The organism is Dellaglioa sp. CoH-55-MRSF-6, assembly GCF_056782215.1.
This window is the reverse complement of sequence record NZ_JBXAYJ010000002.1, coordinates 55106-79757: the sequence shown is the minus strand read 5'-3', so window position 1 is coordinate 79757 and position 24652 is coordinate 55106. Positions and strand designations below refer to the sequence as shown.

The window sequence follows — 24652 nt, the reverse complement described above, 5'->3', positions numbered from 1 at the left end:
TTATTCTAAGAAATCTTTTAATTGTTTTGAACGAGATGGATGGCGTAGTTTACGTAATGCTTTAGCTTCAATTTGACGAATACGTTCACGTGTCACTCCAAACACTTTACCAACTTCTTCAAGTGTTCTTGTGCGACCATCATCAAGACCGAATCTTAAACGCAGAACATTTTCTTCACGATCTGTTAATGTATCAAGAACATTTTCTAGTTGCTCCTTCAAGAGTTCATAAGCCGCATGGTCAGCTGGACTAGTTGCATCTTGATCTTCAATAAAATCACCTAAATGTGAATCATCTTCTTCACCAATTGGTGTCTCTAATGAAACAGGTTCTTGAGCAATTTTTAAAATTTCACGAACTTTTTCGGCTGGCATAGCTGGCATATCCATTTCAGCACCAATTTCTTCAGGAATTGGTTCGCGAACAAGTTCTTGTAATAATTGGCGTTGAATTCTGATTAATTTATTAATTGTTTCAACCATATGAACTGGAATTCTAATTGTACGTGCTTGATCAGCAATAGCACGTGTAATTGCTTGTCTAATCCACCATGTCGCATATGTTGAGAATTTAAATCCTTTACGATAATCAAATTTCTCAACAGCCTTCATTAATCCCATGTTACCCTCTTGAATTAAATCAAGAAATTGCATTCCACGACCAACGTAACGTTTAGCAATTGAAACAACTAAACGTAAATTAGCTTCTGCCAATTTTTGTTTTGCTTCTTCGTCGCCTTCTTCAATTTTTAATGCTAAAGCAACTTCTTCTTCAGCTTTTAAAAGGTTAACACGACCAATTTCTTTCAAATACATTCTAACTGGGTCATTAATTTTTATTCCAGTTGGTGCTGATGTGTCTTTTAAAGCTTTCTTTGTAACTTTTTCAGCTGCTTTTAAACTATGTTCACTTGGGTTTCCCTCTTCATCAACAACAGCAATACCAGCATCTGCGACTTTTTGAAGTAATTTATCCATACGATCAGCATCTAAATGGAATGGTGTTGCTAGTTCATCTGTTAAATTATCATACTTAATTTCTTTTTTTACTTTATATTCCTTGATCAACTTCGTTTGTGCTTTTTTAAAGCCTTTTTCGTCAAATTCTGATTCTTCAACTTTTTCTACTTTTTTTACCATTAATAATTCCTCCCTTAGATGGATGTTCGTGGTACTTGTTGTTTTTGATATAATGCAATTAACTTAACTGATAATTCATTGGTTAGTTCTGTATTGCCAAGACGATTTGCTTCCATAAGATCTGATCGAACTTGATTAATTGATTGTTCCATCGGCGAATCATTCATAATGACGGACACACAATCATCAAATTCATCCTCTGAAGACTCTTCTGCAACTGTCATCAGCTCTATTTGCATTAAAAATCTCTTTGAAGACTCTTCTGGCAAGTAATCTAAAAAACTAGCAATTTCATATTGCTCATGTAATTCTAAATAGCCTTCAGCTAACGTATATATTAACTGATAACTATCATGAACAAAACTAAAATCATCAATTGATCGAATTTTCAGCCAAGCTGTATGATCATGTAATATACGATAAAGCAATAATCTTTCAGCTCTTTCAACACGATCAATTTTTTCATCGCTCATGACCTCTGAGCGATTTTCTACAGGTGGTTCATCTGTTCGAACCCTTGGAACTTGATTAACTTGTTGCACTACTTTTGGTTGAACGGCAACTAAATCAATTAACTGTTGTCTTAGAATTCCTTTATCAATTTTAAATTCATCTGCCAACTGATTAATATAAATATCTTGCTCAAACGGCGTTTTAATTGTAGTTAAAACTTGTAGTACTTGATCAATATAATCAATTTGCTCACTTTCATTTTTTAAGTTTTTATTTCGTTTCAAAAAATTCATTTTGAATGAAATAACCGTCTCTCGAGCAGAGTGAGCTAACTCCAGAAACGCTTCTTTACCATTTTTTTTAACAAACTCATCAGGATCCATACCGTTAGGAATGGCTAGCACGCCAACTTTCATTTTTGTCTGATTCGCTAGCAGGTTCAAAGCACGATTTGTTGCATTTTGCCCGGGTTCATCCCCATCATAACAAATATTTAATTGTGATGTTGAACGTTCTAACAAATAAATTTGTTCATTTGTTAAACTTGTTCCCATAGAGGCGACACCATTTTTAACTCCAGAGCGGTATGCTGCTAAAACATCCATAAATCCTTCGAACAAAATAACATTTCCTTCTGTCCGAATTTCTTTTTTTGCCAAATCGTAATTAAATAGAATCTCTCTTTTATTAAAAATAGGCGTTTCAGGACTGTTTAAATATTTAGGTAATTCTTTATTTTTTTCAAGCAGACGACCTGAAAAGGCAACAACTTGACCATTTTGATTTCTAATCGGAAACATCACTCGATCAATAAATCGTTCACGCAAATCACCTGTTTGATTTTCAATAAATAGTCCAGACTGCCTTAATAATTGATAGTCTACTTTCTTTTCCTTAAAAAAATCTTGTAAGACCGATTTCCCAGGCGCAAATCCAATTTGGAAAGTTTTGATAATTTCATCCGTTATACCACGATTATGCAGGTAATCTAATGCCTTTTGACCCATTTCTGTATTCATTAAAATGTGTTGATATAATTTAGCACCGTCATCATGAATTTGCTTTAACTGACGATTTTCAGTTGATTCTTGTGTCCTTGCTGACTGAGATTCAGAATATTTACTATCGATATCCATTCCTGAAAATTCTGCAACTTTATTGACAGATTCTGGAAAGCTAAGTCCCTCTAGCTCAATTAAGAACTTAAAAACATTCCCACCTCTTCCACAGCTAAAACAGTGAAAAATTTGTTTCTCTTCGCTTACAGAAAATGAAGGCGTTTTTTCTTCATGAAATGGACATAAACCCATAAAATTACTACCAGATTTTTTTAATCCGACATACTGACTAATGATATCAGTAATATTCACACTAGTTCGCACCTGTTCAATTACGTTTTCGGGTATTCTCATTCCAACTACTCACCTCCAAAACTAACGATACGAAGTTACCTATATTTTGAGTACCCATAATAATAGCATTTATTTGACATAAATACAATTATTAGCTTCAAGTAATAGACACTTTTGTCAAATATGACTATTCTGATTCTATTACCAAACAAAAAAGGAATTTATCTTCACAGATAAATTCTCATTTTTATATTACTTAATATTTAATTTACTTAAATTACCTAATTTTGAACTCATCTTAGCAATTAAACTCAATTGATTTAAGCGATTATTTTTAATTTTTGTATCATCAACCATAACCATTGTCTGGTCAAAATAATTTTCAATTAGCGGACGAATCTCGCTTAATGTAGTATATAACTTCTCTGACGTTAAATCTGCCAACTGACTTTGGATTATTTCAACTCGTTCAAATAAATCTTTTTCAGCAGTATTATCTAATAATACTTGTTCAACAACTAGATTAGTTGCCTCATTTTTATCTGCTAGCTTTAATACACGATTGATTGCTTCAACGGTCTCCTTGAAATCCTTATCATTTTTATGATTTTCTAAGGTTACAGCGGCCTCTGACATAACTAATAAATCTGCATCTGTACTTTCAACAACACTTTCAATTACATCATAACTGACGTTTTTATTTGAAAGCCATTGCTTCATACGATCATTAACAAAACTTAAAATATCTTTATCATTTTCGCCAACAGTCATCTTGGTAAATAAATCTGGATGTATCGTTGCCAATTCCTTAATATCGTTCAGTACCTCAAGTGGTGAAAAATGCCACTGACGATCTTCAACAATTCTAACTATCCCAAACGCTTGACGACGAAGTGCATAGGGATCATTTGATCCAGTTGGAATTAATCCAACTGAGAAGAAACTTGACATGCTGTCCAACTTATCAGCAATTGCTAAAACTGCACCAATTTTTGATTTAGGTAGTTCGCCATCAGCACTAATTGGCATATAGTGTTCAGAAATTGCTTGTGCAACAGTTGGATTTTCGCCCATTAGCAAGGCATATTTCTCACCCATAATTCCTTGAAGTTCAGAAAATTCTCCAACCATCCCTGTTACCAAATCAAATTTATAAATTTCACTTGTTCTTTGTAAAAGAGATAATTCATGGTCATTTAAGCCAAGGCGTTTACCAATGATTTGTGCCATTAATTGAACACGTTCCATTTTTTCAGACATTGATCCAATTTTATCATGGAATGTGACATTTTTTAATCGCTCTACATAATCATTAATCGTTTGTTTTTGATCTTCTTGGTAGAAAAATGCAGCATCTTCCAATCGTGCTGTAAGAACCTTTTCATTGCCTGCTTCGACGTTAGCAATGTTAGCTTCTGTCCCATTACGAACTGAGACGAACATTGGTAAGATTTCATCGTTTTGGCCACGCACATAAAAGAATCTTTGATGGTCTTTCATTGAAGTCATTAGAACAACATCAGGAATATCTAAATATTTCTTATCAAAATGACCAGAAAATACTGTTGGATATTCAACTAAATTGTTAACTTCTTCCAAAAGATCCTCATCAAGAATAATATGCCAGTCTTGATTATTTTCAAGATTAGTAATTTGTGTTCTAATCATTTCTTTTCGTCTATTAGAATCAACGATTACATATTGTTCTTCTAATTTTTTAACATACTCTGTTACTGAGGCTAAATCTACAGCTTCTCCTAAAAAACGATGGCCTTGCGTTTGGCGGCCAGATTTAATATTTAAAATACTGAATGGAATAACGTCACTATCAAGTAACGCAACTATCCAACGAATTGGTCTAACATATTTAAAGTCATAATTTGCCCAGTGCATCATTGTTGGGAATGTCATCGCTTCAATCACATCTTTAATCTGAACCAAAATATCTTTGGCAGATTTACCAGCGATAAATTTATTTACATAGACATACTCAACGCCTTTTAATTCTTTAAACGTTATATCGTCTGTTGTTACTCCTTGTCCACGGACAAAGCCTTTTGCAGCATTAGACCAATTTCCTTCATCATCCATGGCAATTTTCTTTGCAGGTCCTTTAGCTTCTTCTTGAATATCTGCTTGTTTATCAGCCAAACCAGTCACTTCAACAGCTAAACGTCTGGGTGTTGAGAATGCCTTTATTTCGTCAAATGATAACCGTTGCTCTGTTAAAAAGTCACCTACACGTTTAGCCAATTGATTTTGGCTAGGTGTAACAACATGAGCAGGAATTTCTTCTAACCCAATTTCTAATAAAAAGGAATGTGTCATCTTATTTATCCTCCTTTAATAATTTACTACGAAGTTTTTCATCTTTTAGTAATGGGTAGCCTAATTTTTTACGCTCCTGTACGAAAACTTTAGCAATTGATTTAGCCATATTTCTAATTCTTGCTAAATATCCAGCACGTTCAGTAACAGAAACGGCTCCTCGAGCATCTAATAAATTAAATGTATGACTACATTTTAAAACATAATCGTATGCCGGATGAACTAACCCATTGGCAATCTGTTTTTTGGCTTCTGTTTCATATACATCAAACAAATTAAATAACATTTCTTGATTGCTTTCTTCAAATGAATATTTAGAATTTTCATATTCTGGTTCTTTAAATATGTCGCCGTACATGACCCCATCAGCCCATTCAAGATCATAAACACTCTCAACATCTTGAATATATGAAGAAAGGCGCTCTAAACCATAAGTAACTTCACTAGTGACGGGATGTACCTCTAATCCACCAACCTGTTGGAAATAAGTAAATTGTGTAACTTCCATACCATCAAGCCAAACTTCCCAGCCAACACCAGCACAACCCATTGATGGGTTTTCCCAGTTGTCTTCAACAAATCGAATATCATGTTCAGCTGGATCAATACCTAATGCACGCAAACTATCCAAATATAAATCTTGAATATTTGCAGGAGATGGTTTCATCACAACTTGAAATTGATGATGTTGGTACAAACGATTGGGATTTTCGCCATAACGACCATCTGCAGGACGTCTTGAAGGTTCAACGTATGCAGCATTCCATGGTTCTGGTCCAATTGCACGTAAAAATGTGTAAGGGCTCATAGTTCCAGCACCTTTTTCTGTATCATAAGCCTCCATTAACATACAACCCTGATCAGCCCAGAATTTTTGTAATGTCATAATAATATCTTGAACAGCTAACTTTTTTGACATAGTATTCCTCCTTATTTTTAAGCACAAAAAAACCTATGCAGTCTTATAGACCACATAGGGACGATTTTAATATCGCGGTTCCACCCTACTTCTGGTTCAATTCAACCAGCAGCTTCATTAACAAAGGACTCCGAAAATGCCAATAAAAATAATTAATTACTTAGCTTGCACTAATCCTAAGTTCGCTTTAATAACTATTCTTACCCTTTTTCATCATAATCCCGCTATTTATTTCTCTATAATCATAGTTTAGAAATAAGTATTTGTCAATTATATTTCAGTATTTTTCTTTAATGAGACTGGCCAAGAACTGATTCCATCGATAAATTTTTTACTTTTCAAATTTAATCCAACACTATTATCATAAATAACATCAATAATACGACGTAATTCCTTTTTGGTACTCTCAGCAACCTTGATTGAATTTAATTTATCAAGATTCACTACAGAAAATTGTCTCAAATAAAAAATTGTTTTTTGAGTAGCATGAAGTCGATTATTATCAAGATACCAATGTTTAGAACACAGTAGCCCACCGTAAGATTCTGAATAATCAAATTCTCCCTGCGTTTCGCCACCAACTGCACAGACCTGCAATTGAGGCTGTACACCAAAAACTGTTAATAGCTGAATTTCAATAATATTTGTAATAATTTCTGGATCAAATTCTTCGTTAATCAATCGAATTGCTGTCACAACTTTTCGGTACCAAACAGAGATGGGTTCGTTATCTTTGAATGCAGCATCAATTAAACTAAAAATATAAATGGTATAAGCATTACTGATTATATCCTGTGAAATCGTTTGAAATTGTTCAAACTCTTTAGCAGTATTAATAAATGATAATCCGTTGTCATTTATACTCCCACTGTAAGTTCCGATTGTAAATGGTAGTAAAGCAGCAGATAATTTGAATCCTCGTTTTCTAGCACCTTTAATAAAAAACATTTTTTTACCATAACGATCGGTTAAAAATTTCACTAAAAGATCACGTTCTTTATATTCTTTACGATAAAGTAAAATCCCTTCAAAATCTGCATTATTCTGAACGATACTATGCATCCCCTTTCCATGAGCAAATAAAAATCGGAACAAAAATTATCTTGTTCCGATCATTAGTTACTTCTTAATAGTCATCTTCACGGTAACCAAATGCTTTTAAATCAGTCTGTTTATCTCGCCAATTTTTTTGAACTTTAACCCAAAGTTCCAAATAAACGCGATCACCAAGCATCGTTTCGATATCTTTTCTAGCTTTAACACCGATATCTTTTAACATTTTACCACCTTTACCAATAATAATACCTTTTTGCGTTGGACGTTCAACGATAATTGTTGCAGAAATGTGCAATTTTTCTTCGTCCTCTTTTTTTATATCTTCAACCAAAACGGCAACTGAGTGAGGAACTTCTTCTCGTGTTAATTGTAAAACTTTTTCACGAATTAGTTCACCCATAACAAAACGTTCTGGATGATCTGTAATTTGATCTTCTGGGTAAAACTGGGGTCCTTCAGGTAATTCACTAATTAATGAATCAACAAGCTCATCGACGTTATTTCCTTTAAGTGCTGAAATTGGGAAAACTTCTTTATAGTCCAAAGATTCTCGATACGTTTCCACAATAGCTAATATTTCATCAGGGTGAATTTGGTCAATTTTATTAATAACCAAATAAATTGGTTTCTTAGTATCTTTTAATCGATCAATAATAAAATTATCTCCTGGTCCACGTTTTTCTGTTGCATTAACCATAAATAAAATAGCATCAACTTCACCAAGTGTTGAAAGTGCTGATTTGACCATAAAATCACCTAAACGACTCTTTGGTTTATGAACACCAGGTGTATCAATAAAGACAATTTGTGCATCATCTGTTGTATAAATACCTTGAATTTTATTTCTGGTCGTTTGTGCCTTATCACTCATAATAGCAATTTTTTGACCCATAACATTGTTTAAAAATGTTGATTTTCCAACATTTGGTCGTCCTAAAATTGCCACAAATCCTGAATGAAACTTTTTATTTTGCATTAATTAATTCTCCTCTTATTTATGTACCTTTTATTATAATTGACTAATCAAAAACTAATTCTAACAGTTGTGGGATAAAAATAAGACATCCAACAATCATCGCAAATAGTGCCGAAAGTAAGACAGCAGCAGCTGACATATCTTTAACTTTTTTTGCAATCTCATTATATTTATGACCAGTTGTCAGATCAACCAGATTCTCTATAACTGTGTTCCAAACTTCATTAATAATAACCATACTAATGCTAAGAGCTAGCCATAGCCACTCTGTTTCAGAAATTTGAAAAATTGCCGCACAAATAGATACTAGTATCATCATGGCTACATGTTTTTTCATATTTCTTTCTTCTTTAAAAACCGTAACAAGGCCATCTAGAGAATGTCCTAGTGACAACAAAAATGTTCGATTTTTTTTAACTTGGCGCTTATCGTTTAAGGCCATAAGCATCTAATATCTCTGTTTGTAATCCAAACATTTCTTTTTCATCTTCAGGTTCCATATGATCGTAACCATTTAGGTGTAAGAACCCATGGACTGTCAAAAATCCCAATTCACGTTCATAAGAATGACCATAATCAACTGCTTGTTCAGCAACTTTTTCAGTTGAAATCATGATATCACCGATATTTTTAGCAATTTCAGGCATATCCATACCTTCATCATCAGGAAAAATAATTGGCATATCATCTCCATCTTCTTCGATTGCGAAGCTGATGACGTCAGTTGGTCTATCTACATTTCGATATTCACGATTAATTTTGTGAATTTCTTCATTATTCATTAAAGTAACTGACATTTCTGTTTCATCAGGTAATTTTATTTTCTTACCCGCAAAATTAAGAATTTCTTTAATTAATGTTATATTTTTTTCTGGTTCTGCCTTAGTGTGGTCAAAAATTTCTAAATCCATAATAACCCTCTTTAAATTCGTTTTATATGTCCCAAAGTTACTCAACTCAAATAATAGCATAAAAAAAAAGGAACTACAATTCAAGTTGAATTGTAATTCCTTTTTCGCTAATTTAATAATGATTTAACTGTCTCACTTATAACCTTACCATCAGCGCGTCCCTTAAGTTTAGGAATAACCGCACCCATGACTTTTCCAAAATCAGCTTTTGATGTTGCACCAACTTGTGAAATAACTTCTTTCACGACATCAGTAACTTCTTCAGCTGATAATTGTTCAGGTAAATATTTTTCGACAATTTTTATTTCCATATCAAGATTTTCTAAAAGATCATCTCGACCGGCATCTTTGAATTCTGCATAAGATTCTTTGCGTTGTTTTAACTCGCGAGCCAATAAAACAGTTTCATCATCAACTGATAAATCATGACCTGCTTTAATTTCTTCGTTTGTAACAGCTGCTTTAAGCATTCTTACAGTACTTAAAGTTTGTTTGTCTTTTGCTTTCATCGCTTGTTTTAAATCGTTATTAAGTGTTTCTAATAGACTCAACGTGATTCCTCCCTAGACTAGAAGCGTTTCTTAGTTGTTTTACGCTTTCTTGCTGCTTCGGATTTCTTCTTACGTTTCACACTTGGCTTTTCATAGAATTCGCGTTTACGGTATTCTTGTAATGTACCTGTTTTAGAAACGGAACGTTTAAAGCGACGAAGAGCATCATCGAGAGATTCGTTTTTACGTACGACTGTCTTTGACATAGATATCCCTCCCTCCGAGCTTGAATGTAACCGTCTTTTTATGCATTAAGTTGCATCGTCGAACTGTCCTTGTTCATTATAACTAAAGTCTTTATCGCCGTCAATAAATCTTTTATAAAATATTTGAGATAATACAAAAAATATACTTTTTTTTAACAAATTAAGCATAAATCAATTGATCTAAATCAATAAACAGCTTTAATTTAACCCAAGTTCCGTTAATAGATTAGGATTAAAGGTATTTTCTTTAAACATCAAAATTTCTTTTTGATATGGTGATTGTTGATTTTTTTTATCTACACCTACATATGGTGTTTCTAATATTTTAGGTACCTTACTAAATCTTTCGTCATGTACAATACTATTTAATGCATCAAACCCAATTTCACCAAAGCCAATATTAGCATGTCTATCTTTATGACTTCCTTGAACATTTTTTGAATCGTTAATATGAAAGACTTTCAATCGATCAATTCCAATAATATCATCAAACTTTTCTATAACAGATTCAAAGTCATCTTTAATATTATATCCAGCATCACTAGTATGACATGTATCAAACGTAACAGATAATTTATCATTCAACTTCACACCATCAATCATTTGTGCAATCTGTTCAAATGTTCGTCCAACCTCTGTACCCTTGCCCGCCATTGTTTCAATAGCAATTTGAATTTTTTGGTCTGAAGTCAAAACTTCGTTTAATCCTTCAATGATATGTTTAATTGCAGCTTCATCTCCCGCACCTACATGAGCACCAGGATGGAGAGTCATTTGAGTAGCACCTAATGCTTCGGCCCTATCTATTTCAGCTTTCAAAAAATTGATTGCAAATGTAAAATTCTCTGGTTTAACTGTATTTCCTAAATTGATAATATAAGGGGCATGAACAACTATATCACTTAATCCATGTTCCACCATAAAGGCTTTACCTTTTGGAATATTCATCTCTGAAATATCTTTTCGCCTTGTATTTTGAGGTGCTCCCGTATAAATCATAAATGTACTTGCTCCATTATTCGAAGCCTCTTCGGCGGAACCAAGTAACATATCTTTTCCCTTCATACTAACATGTGATCCTATCAACATTATCCTTACCCCTTTTCGCATTTTAACTTGATTGTATTATAACATTGATTATAAAAAAAGATTTAGAATACTCACCTGACAGGAAGTTTTCTAAATCTTTTATATTTAAATTAAATCAACAAAATGAGCTCTAAATTTATAGTGTAAATGTGATCCTATTAAGAGGAACATTAATGTGATTGACCAAAATAGTAATAGTTGTGTTGGATTATTAAAAAACCAACCTTCGCTCAAGAAAGTTTCTCTAAACCCTGCGACTAAATAGTTAAACGGATTTATTTGTAGAATTCTAACAAAAACTTTAGGAAAACTACCAGAATTTAAATTGAATAAAATACCTGACATGTAAAATAAAACCCTCATAATCGATTGGAGTGCTATATAGTAATCACGAGCTAAAATTGAGATGGTTGAATTAAAAATACCGAAAGCAAATAAAAATGCAATCATACAGATAAAATAATAAATGTACTGTAACCAATACAAAGTGGGCGTTACACCTGATAATAATAAAACAATAATACTAAAACCGAACATAACCCAATACGCAGTCATTTGACTGACCATACGAATTGTTGGTAGTACGCTAACTGGAAATTTCATTTTAGCAACTAATCCAACTTTTTCATAAACACTACGAGACATACCAAGTACACTAGAATTCATAAACAACCATGGGGCGATACCCACCATCATCCAAGCAAAATAATTAACCCCATCTATCTGTTGTCCAGCGTGCAAGGCAACACCGAAAACAAGATAGTAAATACCAATTTGAATCATTGGGTTTAAAAACTCCCATGCAATTCCTAAATAATGACTTTGGTAACTTGCTCGATCTTCATATTTTGAAACTCGAAATATAATTGGTAAATTTTCAAATTGTTCTTTTATAATTGAAATAACTTTTTTCAATGTATTGACGCTCCTTATTTAAGTAAAATAATAATCTAGAACACGCTCTGTCGCATGCCCATCATTAGATGTATTCCATAATAAATTAAATGTTGCTAATTGTCTATCACTATTTTTGAATTCTTTATAAGTAGCAACTAGTTCACTCATTGTTTGCACAATCGGTCCTGGTACCCAGTTATTAAAATCCGATTGAATCCCAATACTACTTTCATAATTCTTTAAATCAAAACAATAGAATAAAACTCGTTCAGCGTTTGGCAATAAACTGAAATCAAAAATAACCGATGAATAATCTGTAATTAAACAATTTGTGATGACCAACAATTCTCCAGTTGTGTATTCATCCACCCATAAAATATCATTATTCTTAGATAATAATTTTTTAAAGGCAAGCTCTTTGTCCTTTAAATGCGGATGTAATTTAATAATTAACTTAGTTTCATCATTTAATAATTCTTGAATATTAGAAAAATCATCTGGTATTTCTAATATAACTTCCCCATTTATATCTTCTCTATATGTTGGTGCGTATAAAATGATTTTTTTCTTAATTAAGTCTGGGTGGCTACTAAAAATATTTTTTTTTGTTAATTTTATCCAATTGCTATCTTTAAATTTATCTGTAGCAGGGTATCCAAGTTCTAAAATGTGATTATCAGAAACATGATAACTTTTCTTAAATACTGACCCCATTTTAGCTGACGCTACAATAAAATCATCAAATTGATTATAGACAGATTGAAATCGTTTTTTATCTTCAGCTGATCGATCAGCTGTCTTAGGCTCATCCCAACCAAACGATTTAATTGCCCCATTTGCATGCCAAAGTTGAACAATTTTGGTTGTTTTTTTTGTATGCATTGTGGCTAAAAAAGCAAAATAATTATCGACAAAAATTAAGTTACTCTTAGAAATCAGAGGGATTAAATTTAATACGAAAGAAATATTTTCAGTAAATATTTTGGTTTCAATATTTAAGTCTTCGATATTCTTAATTTCTAACTTCATAGAAGGTCGATAAAAAATGATTAAATGTTGATTATTATCTAAACATCTTTGATTTAATTTCCGAATGAAGTCACTATTACCACCGAAACTCATTAAATAGCTGATATTAGTACTTTTTTTAGAGAAATTCAGTAACGAAAATAGTCTGATGAGAAATAAGTAGATTATCTTTTTAATTTGCATAACTTATTAATCCTTTAGTTTTATTTATAATGCTTGCTCATAAAAACGTCCCCATATCTGAACGTTTTCTGAGATACTAACAAATGCGACCGGGTCTGACTCTTCCATTGCATCATGTAATTCATTTTGTTCATATCTCGAAATAACGGTAATTAAAAGTGTCTTATCATCATGATGATAAGCACCCTCAACATCGTTAACAATTGTGATTCCACGACGCATATGATTTTGTATTGAATCAATCACACTCTTAGGACGACTCGTCACAATCATAACTTGCATTTTTTGTTGTCTTGTATAAACCATATCCATGACTCTAGCATTAACAAATAATCCCAATGCAGAATAAAAAGCATATGGCCAACCATAAATAAAACCGGCTGCTAGAACAATAAAAGCATTAAAAATAATATTAATAGTTCCAATACTTTTACCTGTTTTCTTTTTAATTGTTAAGCCAATAATATCTAATCCACCAGTTGAAATTCCATTTCTAAGCGCTAATCCAGTACCAAATCCATTAACAGCTCCACCAAATATCGCGCAAATAATAGGATCCGTTGTTAACGTTACTGGCGTAATTGCTTTGATCATAATACTTGAAAATACAACTGCTAGAAAAGTAAACACAGTAAAACGGTGACCAATTTTATTCCAAGCCAAAATGAACATTGGTACATTTAAAAGAAATAAGAGTAACGCAGTCGATATTTGAAATGGTGCATATCGACTAAGGAGGGTTGCTACTAATTGCGCTAACCCCGTAATACCAGAGGCATATATTTTTCCTGGTGTCCAAAAAAAGTTCATCGCAACCGAAACTAATATCGCATATATAAATGCTGTTGAAGCTTTGGCCGCGTATGAATGTTTCTTAAAAATTTGTTGCAGATCGTCCATGATCAAAAAACCTCACATTTCATTTTAACAAGTTACGAATATTATACCATTCATTACGGTCAGATACAGTTAGACATTTACTTATCAAGTAAATCTTAATCTATACAAAAAGAGTCTTTTCAAAATTCATTCGAAAAGACTCTTTTAACTTATTTAGATTTCCAGACAGATTGTTTAAATTGATTCCGTCCACCGTTTTCTTCCATAGCAAATCTTCTTGGATTCTTTTTATAAAACTCTTGATGATAATCCTCAGCAGCATAAAATGGACCTGCATCTTCTATAGTTGTAACAATTGGTTCTTTGAATCTATGACTATCAATCAATAGTTGTCTTGAAGTTTCCGCAATTTTTCTTTGCTCATCATTTAGTGTATAAATCACTGGGCGATATGAACTACCCCTATCTTGAAATTGCCCCATCGCATCAGTTGGATCTGTTTGTTGCCAATATATCTCAACAAGCTGAGCGTAATTAATTTTTTTAGGGTCAAATGTTATCTCAACTGCCTCAGTATGCCCCGTTGTTTCAGATACAACATCTTCATATGTTGGATTTTTAGTGTGTCCTCCTGTATATCCAGATACGACATTTAAAATTCCTGCTTGTTCTTCAAACGGTTCAACCATGCACCAAAAACAACCACCAGCGAATATTGCTTTTTCACTCATTATCATCATTCCCCCTCTTAATATATGATAATAATAAATCACTTAACATAATATTGATATTTTTATGCCTAAAAAAGACTAATGAGTTTAATCATTAGTCTTTTAAACGTCTATTTTAATTTATTTTCTTCAACTTTTAACGATAATTCATCTAATTGCTTACTTGCAACTAGACTAGGCGCATTCGTCAATGGCTCTGATGCTTTTGAATTTTTAGGGAACGCGATAACTTCGCGAATGTTATCTTTCTTTGCCAATAACATAGCAAATCTGTCTAACCCAATAGCCAATCCACCATGTGGTGGGAATCCATAATCAAGTGCATCTAGGAAAAATCCAAATTGTTCTTCCGCACTTTCTTTAGTAAATCCTAAAGCCTTAAACATTTTTTCTTGAATATCGCGTTTATGAATACGGATTGACCCACCACCCAATTCATAACCATTCAAAATAATATCATAACTTTGTGCATGTGCTTCATGTGGATTTTCATCAAGTAAATGAATATCTTCTTCATTTGGCATAGTAAAAGGATGATGCGCAGCAATAAATTTGTCAAAGTCTTCACTGTATTCAAATAATGGCCAATCAACAACCCAAAGGAAGGCGAATCTATTTTCATCAATCATATCCATCTCTTTGGCAATATCATTACGTAAGTAACCTAATGATGCACGAACAACACTTGCTTTGTCAGCAACAAACAAAATTAAATCTCCGACATTTGCACCAGCAGCTTCTTTAATTGCATCAACATGGTCATTTAAAAATTTAGCAATTGGGCCACTAAATCCTTCTTCAGTTACTTTTACCCAAGCTAACCCTTTAGCACCAAAACGTTCAATATAAGCCGTTTTAGCATCAATCGCTTTGCGTGAATACTTATCGGCACCACCAGGAATCGCAATAGCATTAACAAGTCCACCATTGTTTAAAGTATTAGTAAATACTTTAAAATCAATATCTTTAACTGCAGCAGACATATCTTTTAATTCCATATCAAATCTAATATCCGGTTTTTCAGAACCATATCTTGCCATTGATTCATTCCAAGTCATACGTTGTAATGGTAATTCGAGGTCAATATTTAAAGTATCTTTCATTACACGTTTTAATAAACCTTCTGTTAAATCTTGAATTTCTTCAGCAGACATAAATGATGTTTCTAAATCTATTTGCGTAAATTCAGGTTGACGGTCACCACGCAAATCTTCGTCTCTAAAACAACGAGCAATTTGGTAGTAACGATCAAATCCGGCATTCATCAATAATTGCTTAAATAATTGAGGTGATTGTGGTAATGCATAAAAATGCCCAGGATAGACACGGGAAGGTACAAGATAGTCACGAGCCCCTTCAGGTGTTGATTTTGTTAAATATGGTGTTTCAATATCAATAAAATTTTGATTATCTAAGTAGCTGTGAACAGATTGTGTAATACGGCTACGAATCATTAATGATTTTTGCATTTCAGGACGACGTAAGTCTAAATAACGATATTTTAATCTTGTATCATCTACAACATTAATATCATCTTGTATTTCAAATGGCGGTGTTTTTGCTTTATTCAAAATAACTGCATTATGAACTTCAACTTCAATCTTACCCGTTTTCATTCTTGGGTTGATTGCTTTAGCATCCCGTTGTGTCACTTTTCCTGCAACCTCAACAACAAATTCATTACGTAACTCTTCAGCAATCTTTAAAGCTTCGGAATCAAATTCTTGACTAAAAACCAGTTGAACAATGCCCTCACGATCACGTAAATCAATAAAAATTAAATTTCCTAAATCGCGTCTTTTTTGTACCCATCCCTTTAATGTAACTGTTTGACCAATAAAAGTTTCATCAACTAAACCATTGTATGTTGTTCTTTTCATTCTCCATCAGCCTCCATTTCTAATTTTAATGCCTTTTCATATACTTTCGAAAAATCAGTATATACATCTTCTAATTTTAATATAATTTCTTGACTTGTTTTCATATTTTTAAAATTCAAAGTTTGTGTTTCTAGTTCGCTCTCACCTAAAGTCATAACAAAATGAGCATTCATACGATTAGCAGATTTAAATTGACCTTTTGGTTTACGATTTAAATAATCTCTTTCAATTGAATAACCTGCCTTACGCATTGATTGCACGAGTTTTAGTGTTTCAGTATTCGTTTCTTCACCAATACCAACAACATAAACATCTAAACTTTGTTCAACGGGTAATTTTGCATCTTCAGCTTCAAGAACTAATAATAATCTTTCAATCCCCAAGCCAAAACCAATCCCTGGTGTTTCAGGACCACCTAATTGCTCAACAAGGCCATTATATCGTCCACCAGCACAAATGGTCGTAAATTTCCCACCAAATGCTTTTGAATCAGACATAATTTCGAAAATGGTATGGTTATAATAATCAAGTCCACGAACCATTGTTGAATCAACTTCATATGGAATTTCCAATGCATCAAGTAACACTTTTACTTGGTTAAAATGAGCCTGTGACTCTTCACTAAGGTAATCTAGAATTGATGGTGCATTTTTAACAATTTCTTGATCACCTTTATCTTTACTATCCAAAACGCGTAGTGGATTTTTTTCTAAACGTGCTTTTGAATCATCACTTAATTGATCAGCGAAGGGACGTAAATATGCAACTAATGCGTCACGATAATTATCACGACTATCATTATCTCCCAAAGTATTAATAGCTAATTTTAAATTTGTTAATCCAAATTTTGATAAGAAATCAATTGCCATTGCCATAACTTCAACATCAAGTGTTGGATTATCAACCCCAAAGGCTTCAACTCCAATTTGATGAAATTGACGTAAGCGTCCAGATTGAGGTCTTTCATAACGAAACATTGGTCCAATATAATACGTTTTAAATGGCTTTTGAATTTCTGGGCCATAAAGTTTATTTTCAACATACGCTCTAACAACTCCAGCTGTTCCTTCAGGACGAAGTGTTATATGGCGGTCACCTTTATCTTTAAAATCATACATTTCTTTAGTTACAATATCAGAAGTATCACCTGAAGTTCTTGAAAAAACCTCAAAATGTTCAAAAAGTGGTGTTCTAATTTCATCATATTGGTAACTTGAGAATATATTTCTAGCGGTTTCTTCAATATATTGCCATTTTTTTGAATCTGCTGGGATTATATCTGCTGTTCCTTTGGGACGTTGAAATTTCATTATAAATCCTCCTATTTGTGGCATTATATACAAAAAAGCACCCTCATCTAAATACGACAAGGGTGCTTTTGCACGGTACCACCTTAATTTTTTACTAATAGCTTAACGCAACTTAAACGACATGTGATTTAACCACACGCACCTCAAAAGTGTCTTTCGGTTAGCAAAAATGGTGAATATTTCAGCAAATTATTCACTCTCTATACAATTTAACTAACCTAATTTCTTTTTCATCGGTTTTAATATTTTATTAATTATAAAGTTACTCGAGTAACTCTCTAAAGTCAAGTACAGCTTAACTTACAATATTATTAAATTTGATTCTTACTATTGAACAAATATTTGGTATACTAATATTTAGATTCAATATCTATAGTTAAAGGAGTACATAAATGTCAACAAATAGAAAACATGGATTCAGCATAAACTGGCCAAGAGTCATTTTATTAATCATCATTTTTTGTACCCTATGTTTAGGTATTGTAAAAACGACAACTTATTTAAAAGAAACCGTTGTTACATCTGACAATATTAATGTACGTACCGGACCAAGTACGTCAAATAAAGTGTTAGACACTCTTAAGAAAGGTGAGCGTATTACAATTATTCGAGAAAAAAATAATTGGTCATACGTAAGTTTGCCAAATACTAAAAAAGGTTGGGTAGCAAACTGGATTCTTTCTAAAAAAAATGCCAAAGTGACTAAATTATCTGAAGCAACGATTGTTTTAGATCCCGGACATGGCGGTAACGATTCAGGTGCACTTTCAATCAAAGATAAACAAGAAAAAATCTACACGCTTCAAATTGTAAAAAAAGTAGCTTATCTTCTTAAGAAACGTGGCGCCAATGTGATTTTAACACGAGACTCTGATTCGTATGTAGATTTAGCCCCACGCGCTAAACTTGCAGAATCAAATAATGCAGATGCATTTATTAGTTTCCATTTTGATTCATCGCCTAATGATGATGAAGCAACTGGTTTAACAAGTTACTACTATAATAAGACAGCTGATTTAGCACTTGCAAATTCAATAAATGCCGAATTAAACGATACCGGTCTTGATAATCGTGGAACGGAATTTGGCGATTTTCTTGTTCTAAGAGATAATACACAACCATCCGTCTTACTAGAATTAGGGTACATTAATACAAAATATGACTTTAAGTTAATCCAAAGTAGCAGCTTTCAAGAAAAAACAGCAAAATCAGTCGTTGAAGGTTTAACAAATTATATCCAAAATAAATAAGACAATGCTTAACTATCATTGTCTTATTTTTGTATTAAATCAATTAATTTCAATACACGCTTATCTGGTTTTTCAACTGTTGAAATCATTTGATCAAAATCAAATAAATATCCCTTCATACCTGCATTATGCCCTGCAGCAATATCCAACTCCCGATCACCAATCATTGCTGCTTTCTGGTAATCAACTGCATTTTTTTCTGCAAGATAATTAAGTGACGCTGGATTAGGTTTCCTTGGAAATTTTTGATCTGAAGTAACAAAATCTGAAAACAAATGAATAATATTTGTTTCCCTAAGCATATCAATTGCGCTTTGATCCCTATGGGTTAATAAAAAGTTTTGTCCACCATTATCAACCACCCATTTACAAACTTCTTTTGCACCAGGAAATAATTTTGCATTTTTTTGACTCTGTCTTTCTAAATCATCATAGCTTACCCTCAATTGTTCAACATCTAAATTCAAATTTGTTTCTTGATAAATTTGAATTGCTTGTCTAACAGATTTTTCTCGCATAATTTTATAAATTTCTGTTCTAGTCGCAATTACATTTTGTAAACGTAACGCTTCTTGAAATGCCTTAACCATCTCAGGATAAGTATCAAAAAGCGTCCCATCAAAGTCCCAAAAATAATTATTTATCATTTTATACCCTCCAAATATTCTTTACACCAAAAAGATGTATTAGAGTTGATTCTAATACATCCTTTATTTTTTCTCTGTATCAAAAATAATTGTTACTGGTCCATCATTTATAAGTTCAACATCCATATCTGCTCCAAATTGACCTGGTTTAACAATAGTTACTATTTCAGCCAATTTTTGATTAAATTCATCATAATGTTCCTCAGCTAAATTAGGTTCTTCAGAATCTGTAAAGCTTGGTCTATTCCCTTTTTTTGTTGACGCGTACAAAGTAAATTGTGAAACAGATAGAATTTCTCCATTTATTTCTTGAATACTTAAATTCATTTTTCCCATATCATCTTCAAATAATCTGGAATTAGAGATTTTTTTTACCATATAATCTATCTCAGTAGATGTATCACCCGTCTTAAATCCCACCAATAAAAGATATCCTACATTAATCTGATTTAATACCTGACCATTTACCGAAACACTAGCCTTTTTAACACGTTGAACAACAATTTTCACTTCTTTAGTACCTCCATTAGAAAATTAATGAATTTTCCTTTTAACAGCATAAACGTCTTCAACACTTTTCAAAGTTTCCATAATTCTTTCTAATTGAACAATATCTTTTACGCCAACTGAAACATCCATTGTCGCAATTTTATTATTATCAACACGGCCATTAACTGAGCTTAATTGCTTAGTTGTATTATTCAATGATTGTAAAATATCATTCAAAAGTCCAGAACGATTGTACCCTTGGATTTCCAAATCAGATTGATAATTAGATTTATCATCCATGGTTTTATCCCATTTAACACTAATAATTCTTTCCCCGGACTCTTCAGCTTTAATAACATTAGGACATTCAGTTCTATGAACTGAAACACCACGCCCCTTTGTAATATAACCAATAATGTCATCTCCTGGAATAGGATTACAGCAATGACTTAATCGAACAAGTAAGTTATCGACGCCATCAATTACAACACCACCATCATGGCTACTTTTACGATTTTTTTCAGATACGTCTGGTTTTTTCATTTCTTTATGTTCTTCAAGGATTGCCTTCTGCTCATTAACTTGTCGAACTTCTTCTTCTTTAGAGCGAATATCTTCCGTTAAAGCATTGGCGACACCTAACGTTGCTACCTCTCCAAATCCAATTGCAGCATACAAGTCATCTGATTCAGACAATTGTCTTTTATCCAAAAGCTGTTTCATATTTTCTTTTGTAATGACTTTTTTAGGATCAAATCCTAAATCAATTAATTGCATCGTCAATAAATCTTCACCTTTAGCTGCATTAGCAACACGATCTTGTAGTTTGAAGAAGTGTTTAATTTTATTTCTAGCTTTATTTGTATGCACCAAATTAACCCAATCACGGCTTGGTCCTATTGAACTTTTACTAGTTAAGATATCAACAATGTCTCCATTTTTGACTTGATAATCTAATGGCACAATCTTTCCGTTAACTTTTGCACCCGTTGTATGATGTCCAATTTCAGTATGAATACTGTAGGCCATATCAAGTGGTCCTGCACCTTTGGGTAATTCAAAAACATCACCTTTAGGTGTGAATACATAAACGCGGTCACCAAAGATATCGCCTTTAACACTTTCCATAAAAGCAGAAGCATCATCAGTCTCATCTTGTAATTCAATAATTTCTTTAAACCAATTTAATTTTGTACCCGCGTCATCTTGCTGAACTTTCTCTTTCACACCTTCTTTGTAAGCCCAATGTGCTGCTACACCAAATTCAGCTATTTCATGCATCTCTTTTGTTCTAATTTGAACTTCAAAAGGACGTCCCTCTGGTCCGACAACAGTCGTATGCAGAGACTGGTACAAGTTAGCCTTTGGAATCGCAATATAGTCTTTAAATCTTCCAGGCATTGGTTTCCATCTAGAATGTATTGCCCCAAGTACCGCATAACAATCTTTAATTGATCCAACAATTACTCTAACAGCTAGGAGGTCATAAATTTGAGAGAATTGTTTATGTTGGTCTTTCATCTTTTTATAGACAGAATACAAATGCTTTGGTCGCCCATAAATTTCGCTTGAAACTTTTAAATCACTAATGGAAACTTTTATTTCTTCAATAGCTCCAGAAATATAAGCCTCACGTTCTTCACGTTTAGAATTCATCAAATGAACAATTCGATAGTATTGTTGGGGGTTCAGATAACGTAATGAACTATCTTCTAATTCCCACTTAATCGTACTAATACCTAAACGGTCTGCCAATGGTGCATATATTTCTAACGTTTCATTTGCAATTCGTCGTTGCTTATCTGGACGTAAGTGTTTTAACGTCCGCATATTATGTAACCTATCTGCTAATTTCACAATAATAACACGTAAATCTTTAGACATCGCTAACAATAATTTACGATGATTTTCAGCTAATTGCTCTTGATGAGATTTATATTGAATTTGACCTAATTTTGTTACACCATCGACAATTACTTGCACATCTTTACCAAAAAGTTCGCCTACATCACCTAAAGTAACTGGTGTGTCTTCAACAACATCATGTAAAAATCCTGCACTAACAGTCTCCGGATCCATTTTTAATTCTGCAAGAATACCAGCAACTTGTATTGGGTGCATTATATATGGTTCGCCAGACTTACGATATTGATTCTTATGAACATAGGTAGCAAAATCACATGCTTTTTGTACAAATGCAACATGTTCTTCATTCATATAGCTTTCAACGATTTCCAAAACGTCTCTAGCACTCCACATTTCTTCTTTTGTCATATCTACACACCTCTTTTTATATAAAATAAAAATACGCGATTCCATAATGCAGTCCGCGTACTCATGTATTCATAAAGTATTTGTATTATTTTTTTGAAATTCCCCATGTTAATAATGATAAACAAAGATAAATAATTGCAAAAAAGATAGTGATACTTTGAAATAAATGGCACAACACACCTATTGCAAAAATAACTGGAAAGAAAAAGTTAAAAATCAAACTATGATCATTTCTACCAATAATAACACCAATAATGATAGAAAAAATGACATTTACTATAAATAAAGAAACACCAATTTTTATAACATCGTTTGCATTAACTAAGGTCAGTACCATCGGGACCACAATTCCGATGGCAATACTTACCGTTAAGTACCATGCAGCTGTTATGCTTAGAAAATTTTTCAAAAATATTTCCTCATTTCGTTTTCTCATGCCTTACTTAACTTAATTCACTAACAAATGAAAGGCTCGCTAATAAGTATAACGGAGCAGTCTCTGCACGTAAAATTCTAGGTCCTAAGCCTACCTTTTGATAACCAGCTGTAGCTAACTTATCAATTTCTGATTTTGAAATACCACCCTCTGAACCAAATACCGCAATCATATTTTGATTAGGTTCAATCAAATCAAATGATTTTTTTAGTTGGCTAACCTCACCTTGTTTAGCAGATTCTTCATATGCAACAATCTGAATATCATAAGATTGTTGAAATATCTCATCAATTTTTTTAGCGTATGAAATCGTTGGAATTTTAGTTCGATGTGCTTGTTCTGCAGCACCCTTAGCAATTTTTTTTAAACGTTCAATTTTTTTAGCCTGCTTTTTTTGATCCCATTTTGCAATAGAAAAATCACTATTAAAAAATATAAAATGGGCAGCCCCCATTTCTGTACCTTTTTGTACAATCCAGTCTGCCTTATCTTTTTTTGAAAGAGCCGACGCAATTGTTACTTCTACTGGCAACTCAACTAATGTTTCTACTGTCTTTTGATAATCAAAAGTAGCTGAACTTTCAGTAACCTGTTTCATCTTTGCAACAACAACCTCTGTTGATTGCTTAACGAGTTCAACTTGATCACCAACAGCCAAACGCATAACTTTAATTGCATGATGAAAATCCTCATCTGTTAAAATTAACTCATCAGATTTCAAAAAATATCTCTGCATCTTTACTACCTAACCTTCCAAATCCATTTTAACTGCAATAATTGAGAACCAGTCACCCATATTTAAAATCTGTTGTATTTCAAATCCACCAGTTACCAGTGACTCCTTGATTAAATCGACTTTATCTGCAATAATCCCAGATGTCACAAAATGGCCACCTGGATTTAAATTTCTTCTAGCTTGCGGAATTAACGGTACAATAATTTCGGACAAAATATTAGCCACAATTAAATCAACCTTATTATCAATACCATTTAGTAAATCATTAGCTGCTACATGTATCTGATTTGCAATTGGATTTAAGTTGAAATTTAATACGGCAGCATCTACTGCAATATCGTCCAAATCATACGCATCAATATGACCAACACCAAGATGTTTTGCAGCAATACTTAAAACACCTGAACCTGTTCCAACATCAATCATAGATTCATTTCCACGTATTACTTGCTCTAGTGCTACCAAAGCTAGCCGGGTTGTGGGATGTGTTCCTGTACCGAATGCTTTACCAGGGTCTAAACGTATCACTTTTTCATCAGGTTGGACCACCTGATATTTCTCCCAACTTGGTACTATTGTTAGGAATCGGGTAACTCTAACCGGATGGTAGTATTGTTGCCATTCCAATCCCCAACCTTGGTCATCCACTTCATTCAATTCAATCAGACCACGTCCCGGATTAAGTCCAAAATCAGCTAATTGATTAACCCTACTCTGTATAGTTGGCAATATTTCAGGAATAAAAATAGTTTCAGGGAAAAAGGCAGAAATCTTTGCTCCATCATTTTGGTGCTCAACTGATGTAAAATCGTTCCCGTCTAAATTATCCTGCATTAATTTTTCAAAATCTTTTGAATCATCAATTTGGACACCTTCAGCACCACTTTCAATTAAAATATTAGAAACCGCTTCTACAGCTTCACTACTTGTTGAGATACTTACTTCTGTCCATTTCAAATTGAAATCCTC

General features: G+C 33.0%; 24 protein-coding genes and 1 other annotated feature. Of the genes, 1 reads left to right on the top strand and 23 read right to left on the bottom strand.

Going from position 1 to position 24652, the window contains the following annotated elements; translation table 11 throughout:
- The 17 genes from rpoD to hisS all read right to left on the bottom strand — a co-directional run bounded on the left by rpoD (nucleotide 1) and on the right by hisS (nucleotide 17851).
- Nucleotides 1–1140: an RNA polymerase sigma factor RpoD gene (rpoD, locus tag AC1RPK_RS02190; RefSeq protein WP_409022492.1), complete on the bottom strand. Its 1140-nt coding sequence runs from the start codon at nucleotides 1138–1140 to the stop codon at nucleotides 1–3.
- A 14-nt stretch (nucleotides 1141–1154) separates the two neighbouring features.
- A complete protein-coding gene (gene dnaG / locus AC1RPK_RS02185) occupies nucleotides 1155–3005 on the bottom strand; it encodes a DNA primase (RefSeq protein ID WP_481761357.1) in 1851 nt (616 codons plus the stop codon).
- A 192-nt stretch (nucleotides 3006–3197) separates the two neighbouring features.
- Nucleotides 3198–5273 carry a glycine--tRNA ligase subunit beta gene (gene glyS, locus AC1RPK_RS02180; RefSeq protein ID WP_481761358.1) on the bottom strand — a complete coding sequence of 692 codons (2076 nt, stop codon included), beginning with the start codon at nucleotides 5271–5273 and terminating at the stop codon, nucleotides 3198–3200.
- Between the two features lies 1 nt (nucleotide 5274).
- On the bottom strand, nucleotides 5275–6192 hold the full coding sequence (gene glyQ, locus AC1RPK_RS02175; protein ID WP_409022489.1) for a glycine--tRNA ligase subunit alpha: 918 nt from the start codon (nucleotides 6190–6192) through the stop codon (nucleotides 5275–5277).
- Between the two features lie 270 nt (nucleotides 6193–6462).
- A complete protein-coding gene (gene recO, locus AC1RPK_RS02170) occupies nucleotides 6463–7254 on the bottom strand; it encodes a DNA repair protein RecO (RefSeq protein WP_481761411.1) in 792 nt (263 codons plus the stop codon).
- 64 nt (nucleotides 7255–7318) lie between these two features.
- Complete coding sequence (era, locus tag AC1RPK_RS02165; protein ID WP_409022487.1) at nucleotides 7319–8224, bottom strand: GTPase Era; 906 nt, start codon at nucleotides 8222–8224, stop codon at nucleotides 7319–7321.
- Between the two features lie 43 nt (nucleotides 8225–8267).
- Nucleotides 8268–8672 carry a diacylglycerol kinase family protein gene (locus tag AC1RPK_RS02160; RefSeq protein ID WP_409022486.1) on the bottom strand — a complete coding sequence of 135 codons (405 nt, stop codon included), beginning with the start codon at nucleotides 8670–8672 and terminating at the stop codon, nucleotides 8268–8270.
- Nucleotides 8650–9135, bottom strand: a complete 486-nt coding sequence (gene ybeY / locus AC1RPK_RS02155; RefSeq protein ID WP_409022485.1) for an rRNA maturation RNase YbeY — start codon at nucleotides 9133–9135, stop codon at nucleotides 8650–8652. Before ybeY ends, AC1RPK_RS02160 begins: the two co-directional genes overlap by 23 nt.
- A gap of 107 nt (nucleotides 9136–9242) precedes the next feature.
- Complete coding sequence (locus AC1RPK_RS02150; protein WP_409022484.1) at nucleotides 9243–9686, bottom strand: GatB/YqeY domain-containing protein; 444 nt, start codon at nucleotides 9684–9686, stop codon at nucleotides 9243–9245.
- Between the two features lie 17 nt (nucleotides 9687–9703).
- Nucleotides 9704–9892 (bottom strand): 30S ribosomal protein S21, encoded by a 189-nt coding sequence (gene rpsU / locus AC1RPK_RS02145; protein WP_057973588.1) that lies wholly within the window; start codon nucleotides 9890–9892, stop codon nucleotides 9704–9706.
- A gap of 198 nt (nucleotides 9893–10090) precedes the next feature.
- Nucleotides 10091–10981: a deoxyribonuclease IV gene (locus AC1RPK_RS02140; RefSeq protein WP_409022483.1), complete on the bottom strand. Its 891-nt coding sequence runs from the start codon at nucleotides 10979–10981 to the stop codon at nucleotides 10091–10093.
- Between the two features lie 105 nt (nucleotides 10982–11086).
- Nucleotides 11087–11896, bottom strand: coding sequence for an ABC transporter permease (locus AC1RPK_RS02135; RefSeq protein ID WP_409022482.1), 810 nt, complete (start codon nucleotides 11894–11896; stop codon nucleotides 11087–11089).
- 18 nt (nucleotides 11897–11914) lie between these two features.
- Complete coding sequence (locus tag AC1RPK_RS02130; RefSeq protein ID WP_481762179.1) at nucleotides 11915–13000, bottom strand: CDP-glycerol glycerophosphotransferase family protein; 1086 nt, start codon at nucleotides 12998–13000, stop codon at nucleotides 11915–11917.
- 114 nt (nucleotides 13001–13114) lie between these two features.
- Entirely contained in the window at nucleotides 13115–13990 is an 876-nt protein-coding gene (locus tag AC1RPK_RS02125) for a YitT family protein (protein WP_409022480.1), read from the bottom strand.
- 149 nt (nucleotides 13991–14139) lie between these two features.
- Nucleotides 14140–14661 carry a peptide-methionine (S)-S-oxide reductase MsrA gene (gene msrA, locus AC1RPK_RS02120; RefSeq protein ID WP_409022479.1) on the bottom strand — a complete coding sequence of 174 codons (522 nt, stop codon included), beginning with the start codon at nucleotides 14659–14661 and terminating at the stop codon, nucleotides 14140–14142.
- 110 nt (nucleotides 14662–14771) lie between these two features.
- A complete protein-coding gene (gene aspS, locus AC1RPK_RS02115) occupies nucleotides 14772–16541 on the bottom strand; it encodes an aspartate--tRNA ligase (protein ID WP_481761360.1) in 1770 nt (589 codons plus the stop codon).
- Nucleotides 16538–17851, bottom strand: coding sequence for a histidine--tRNA ligase (gene hisS / locus AC1RPK_RS02110; protein WP_481761361.1), 1314 nt, complete (start codon nucleotides 17849–17851; stop codon nucleotides 16538–16540). The genes aspS and hisS overlap by 4 nt, the downstream gene beginning before the upstream one ends.
- 55 nt (nucleotides 17852–17906) lie before the next feature.
- Nucleotides 17907–18094, bottom strand: a binding site (T-box leader).
- A 149-nt stretch (nucleotides 18095–18243) separates the two neighbouring features.
- On the opposite strand from hisS, the gene AC1RPK_RS02105 reads away from it, so the two are divergent.
- Nucleotides 18244–19101 carry an N-acetylmuramoyl-L-alanine amidase family protein gene (locus AC1RPK_RS02105; RefSeq protein ID WP_481761362.1) on the top strand — a complete coding sequence of 286 codons (858 nt, stop codon included), beginning with the start codon at nucleotides 18244–18246 and terminating at the stop codon, nucleotides 19099–19101.
- Nucleotides 19102–19124: 23 nt separating this feature from the next.
- On the opposite strand, the gene AC1RPK_RS02100 is transcribed toward AC1RPK_RS02105, so the two are convergent.
- The 6 genes from AC1RPK_RS02100 to prmA all read right to left on the bottom strand — a co-directional run bounded on the left by AC1RPK_RS02100 (nucleotide 19125) and on the right by prmA (nucleotide 24640).
- Complete coding sequence (locus AC1RPK_RS02100) at nucleotides 19125–19748, bottom strand: HAD-IA family hydrolase (RefSeq protein ID WP_481761363.1); 624 nt, start codon at nucleotides 19746–19748, stop codon at nucleotides 19125–19127.
- Between the two features lie 63 nt (nucleotides 19749–19811).
- Nucleotides 19812–20258 carry a D-aminoacyl-tRNA deacylase gene (gene dtd / locus AC1RPK_RS02095; protein WP_481761364.1) on the bottom strand — a complete coding sequence of 149 codons (447 nt, stop codon included), beginning with the start codon at nucleotides 20256–20258 and terminating at the stop codon, nucleotides 19812–19814.
- Between the two features lie 24 nt (nucleotides 20259–20282).
- Nucleotides 20283–22511, bottom strand: a complete 2229-nt coding sequence (locus tag AC1RPK_RS02090) for a RelA/SpoT family protein (protein WP_409022473.1) — start codon at nucleotides 22509–22511, stop codon at nucleotides 20283–20285.
- A gap of 85 nt (nucleotides 22512–22596) precedes the next feature.
- Entirely contained in the window at nucleotides 22597–22920 is a 324-nt protein-coding gene (locus AC1RPK_RS02085) for a hypothetical protein (RefSeq protein WP_481762180.1), read from the bottom strand.
- Between the two features lie 34 nt (nucleotides 22921–22954).
- Entirely contained in the window at nucleotides 22955–23683 is a 729-nt protein-coding gene (locus tag AC1RPK_RS02080; protein ID WP_481761366.1) for a 16S rRNA (uracil(1498)-N(3))-methyltransferase, read from the bottom strand.
- A gap of 9 nt (nucleotides 23684–23692) precedes the next feature.
- Entirely contained in the window at nucleotides 23693–24640 is a 948-nt protein-coding gene (prmA, locus tag AC1RPK_RS02075) for a 50S ribosomal protein L11 methyltransferase (protein ID WP_481761367.1), read from the bottom strand.
- Nucleotides 24641–24652 lie beyond the last annotated feature (12 nt).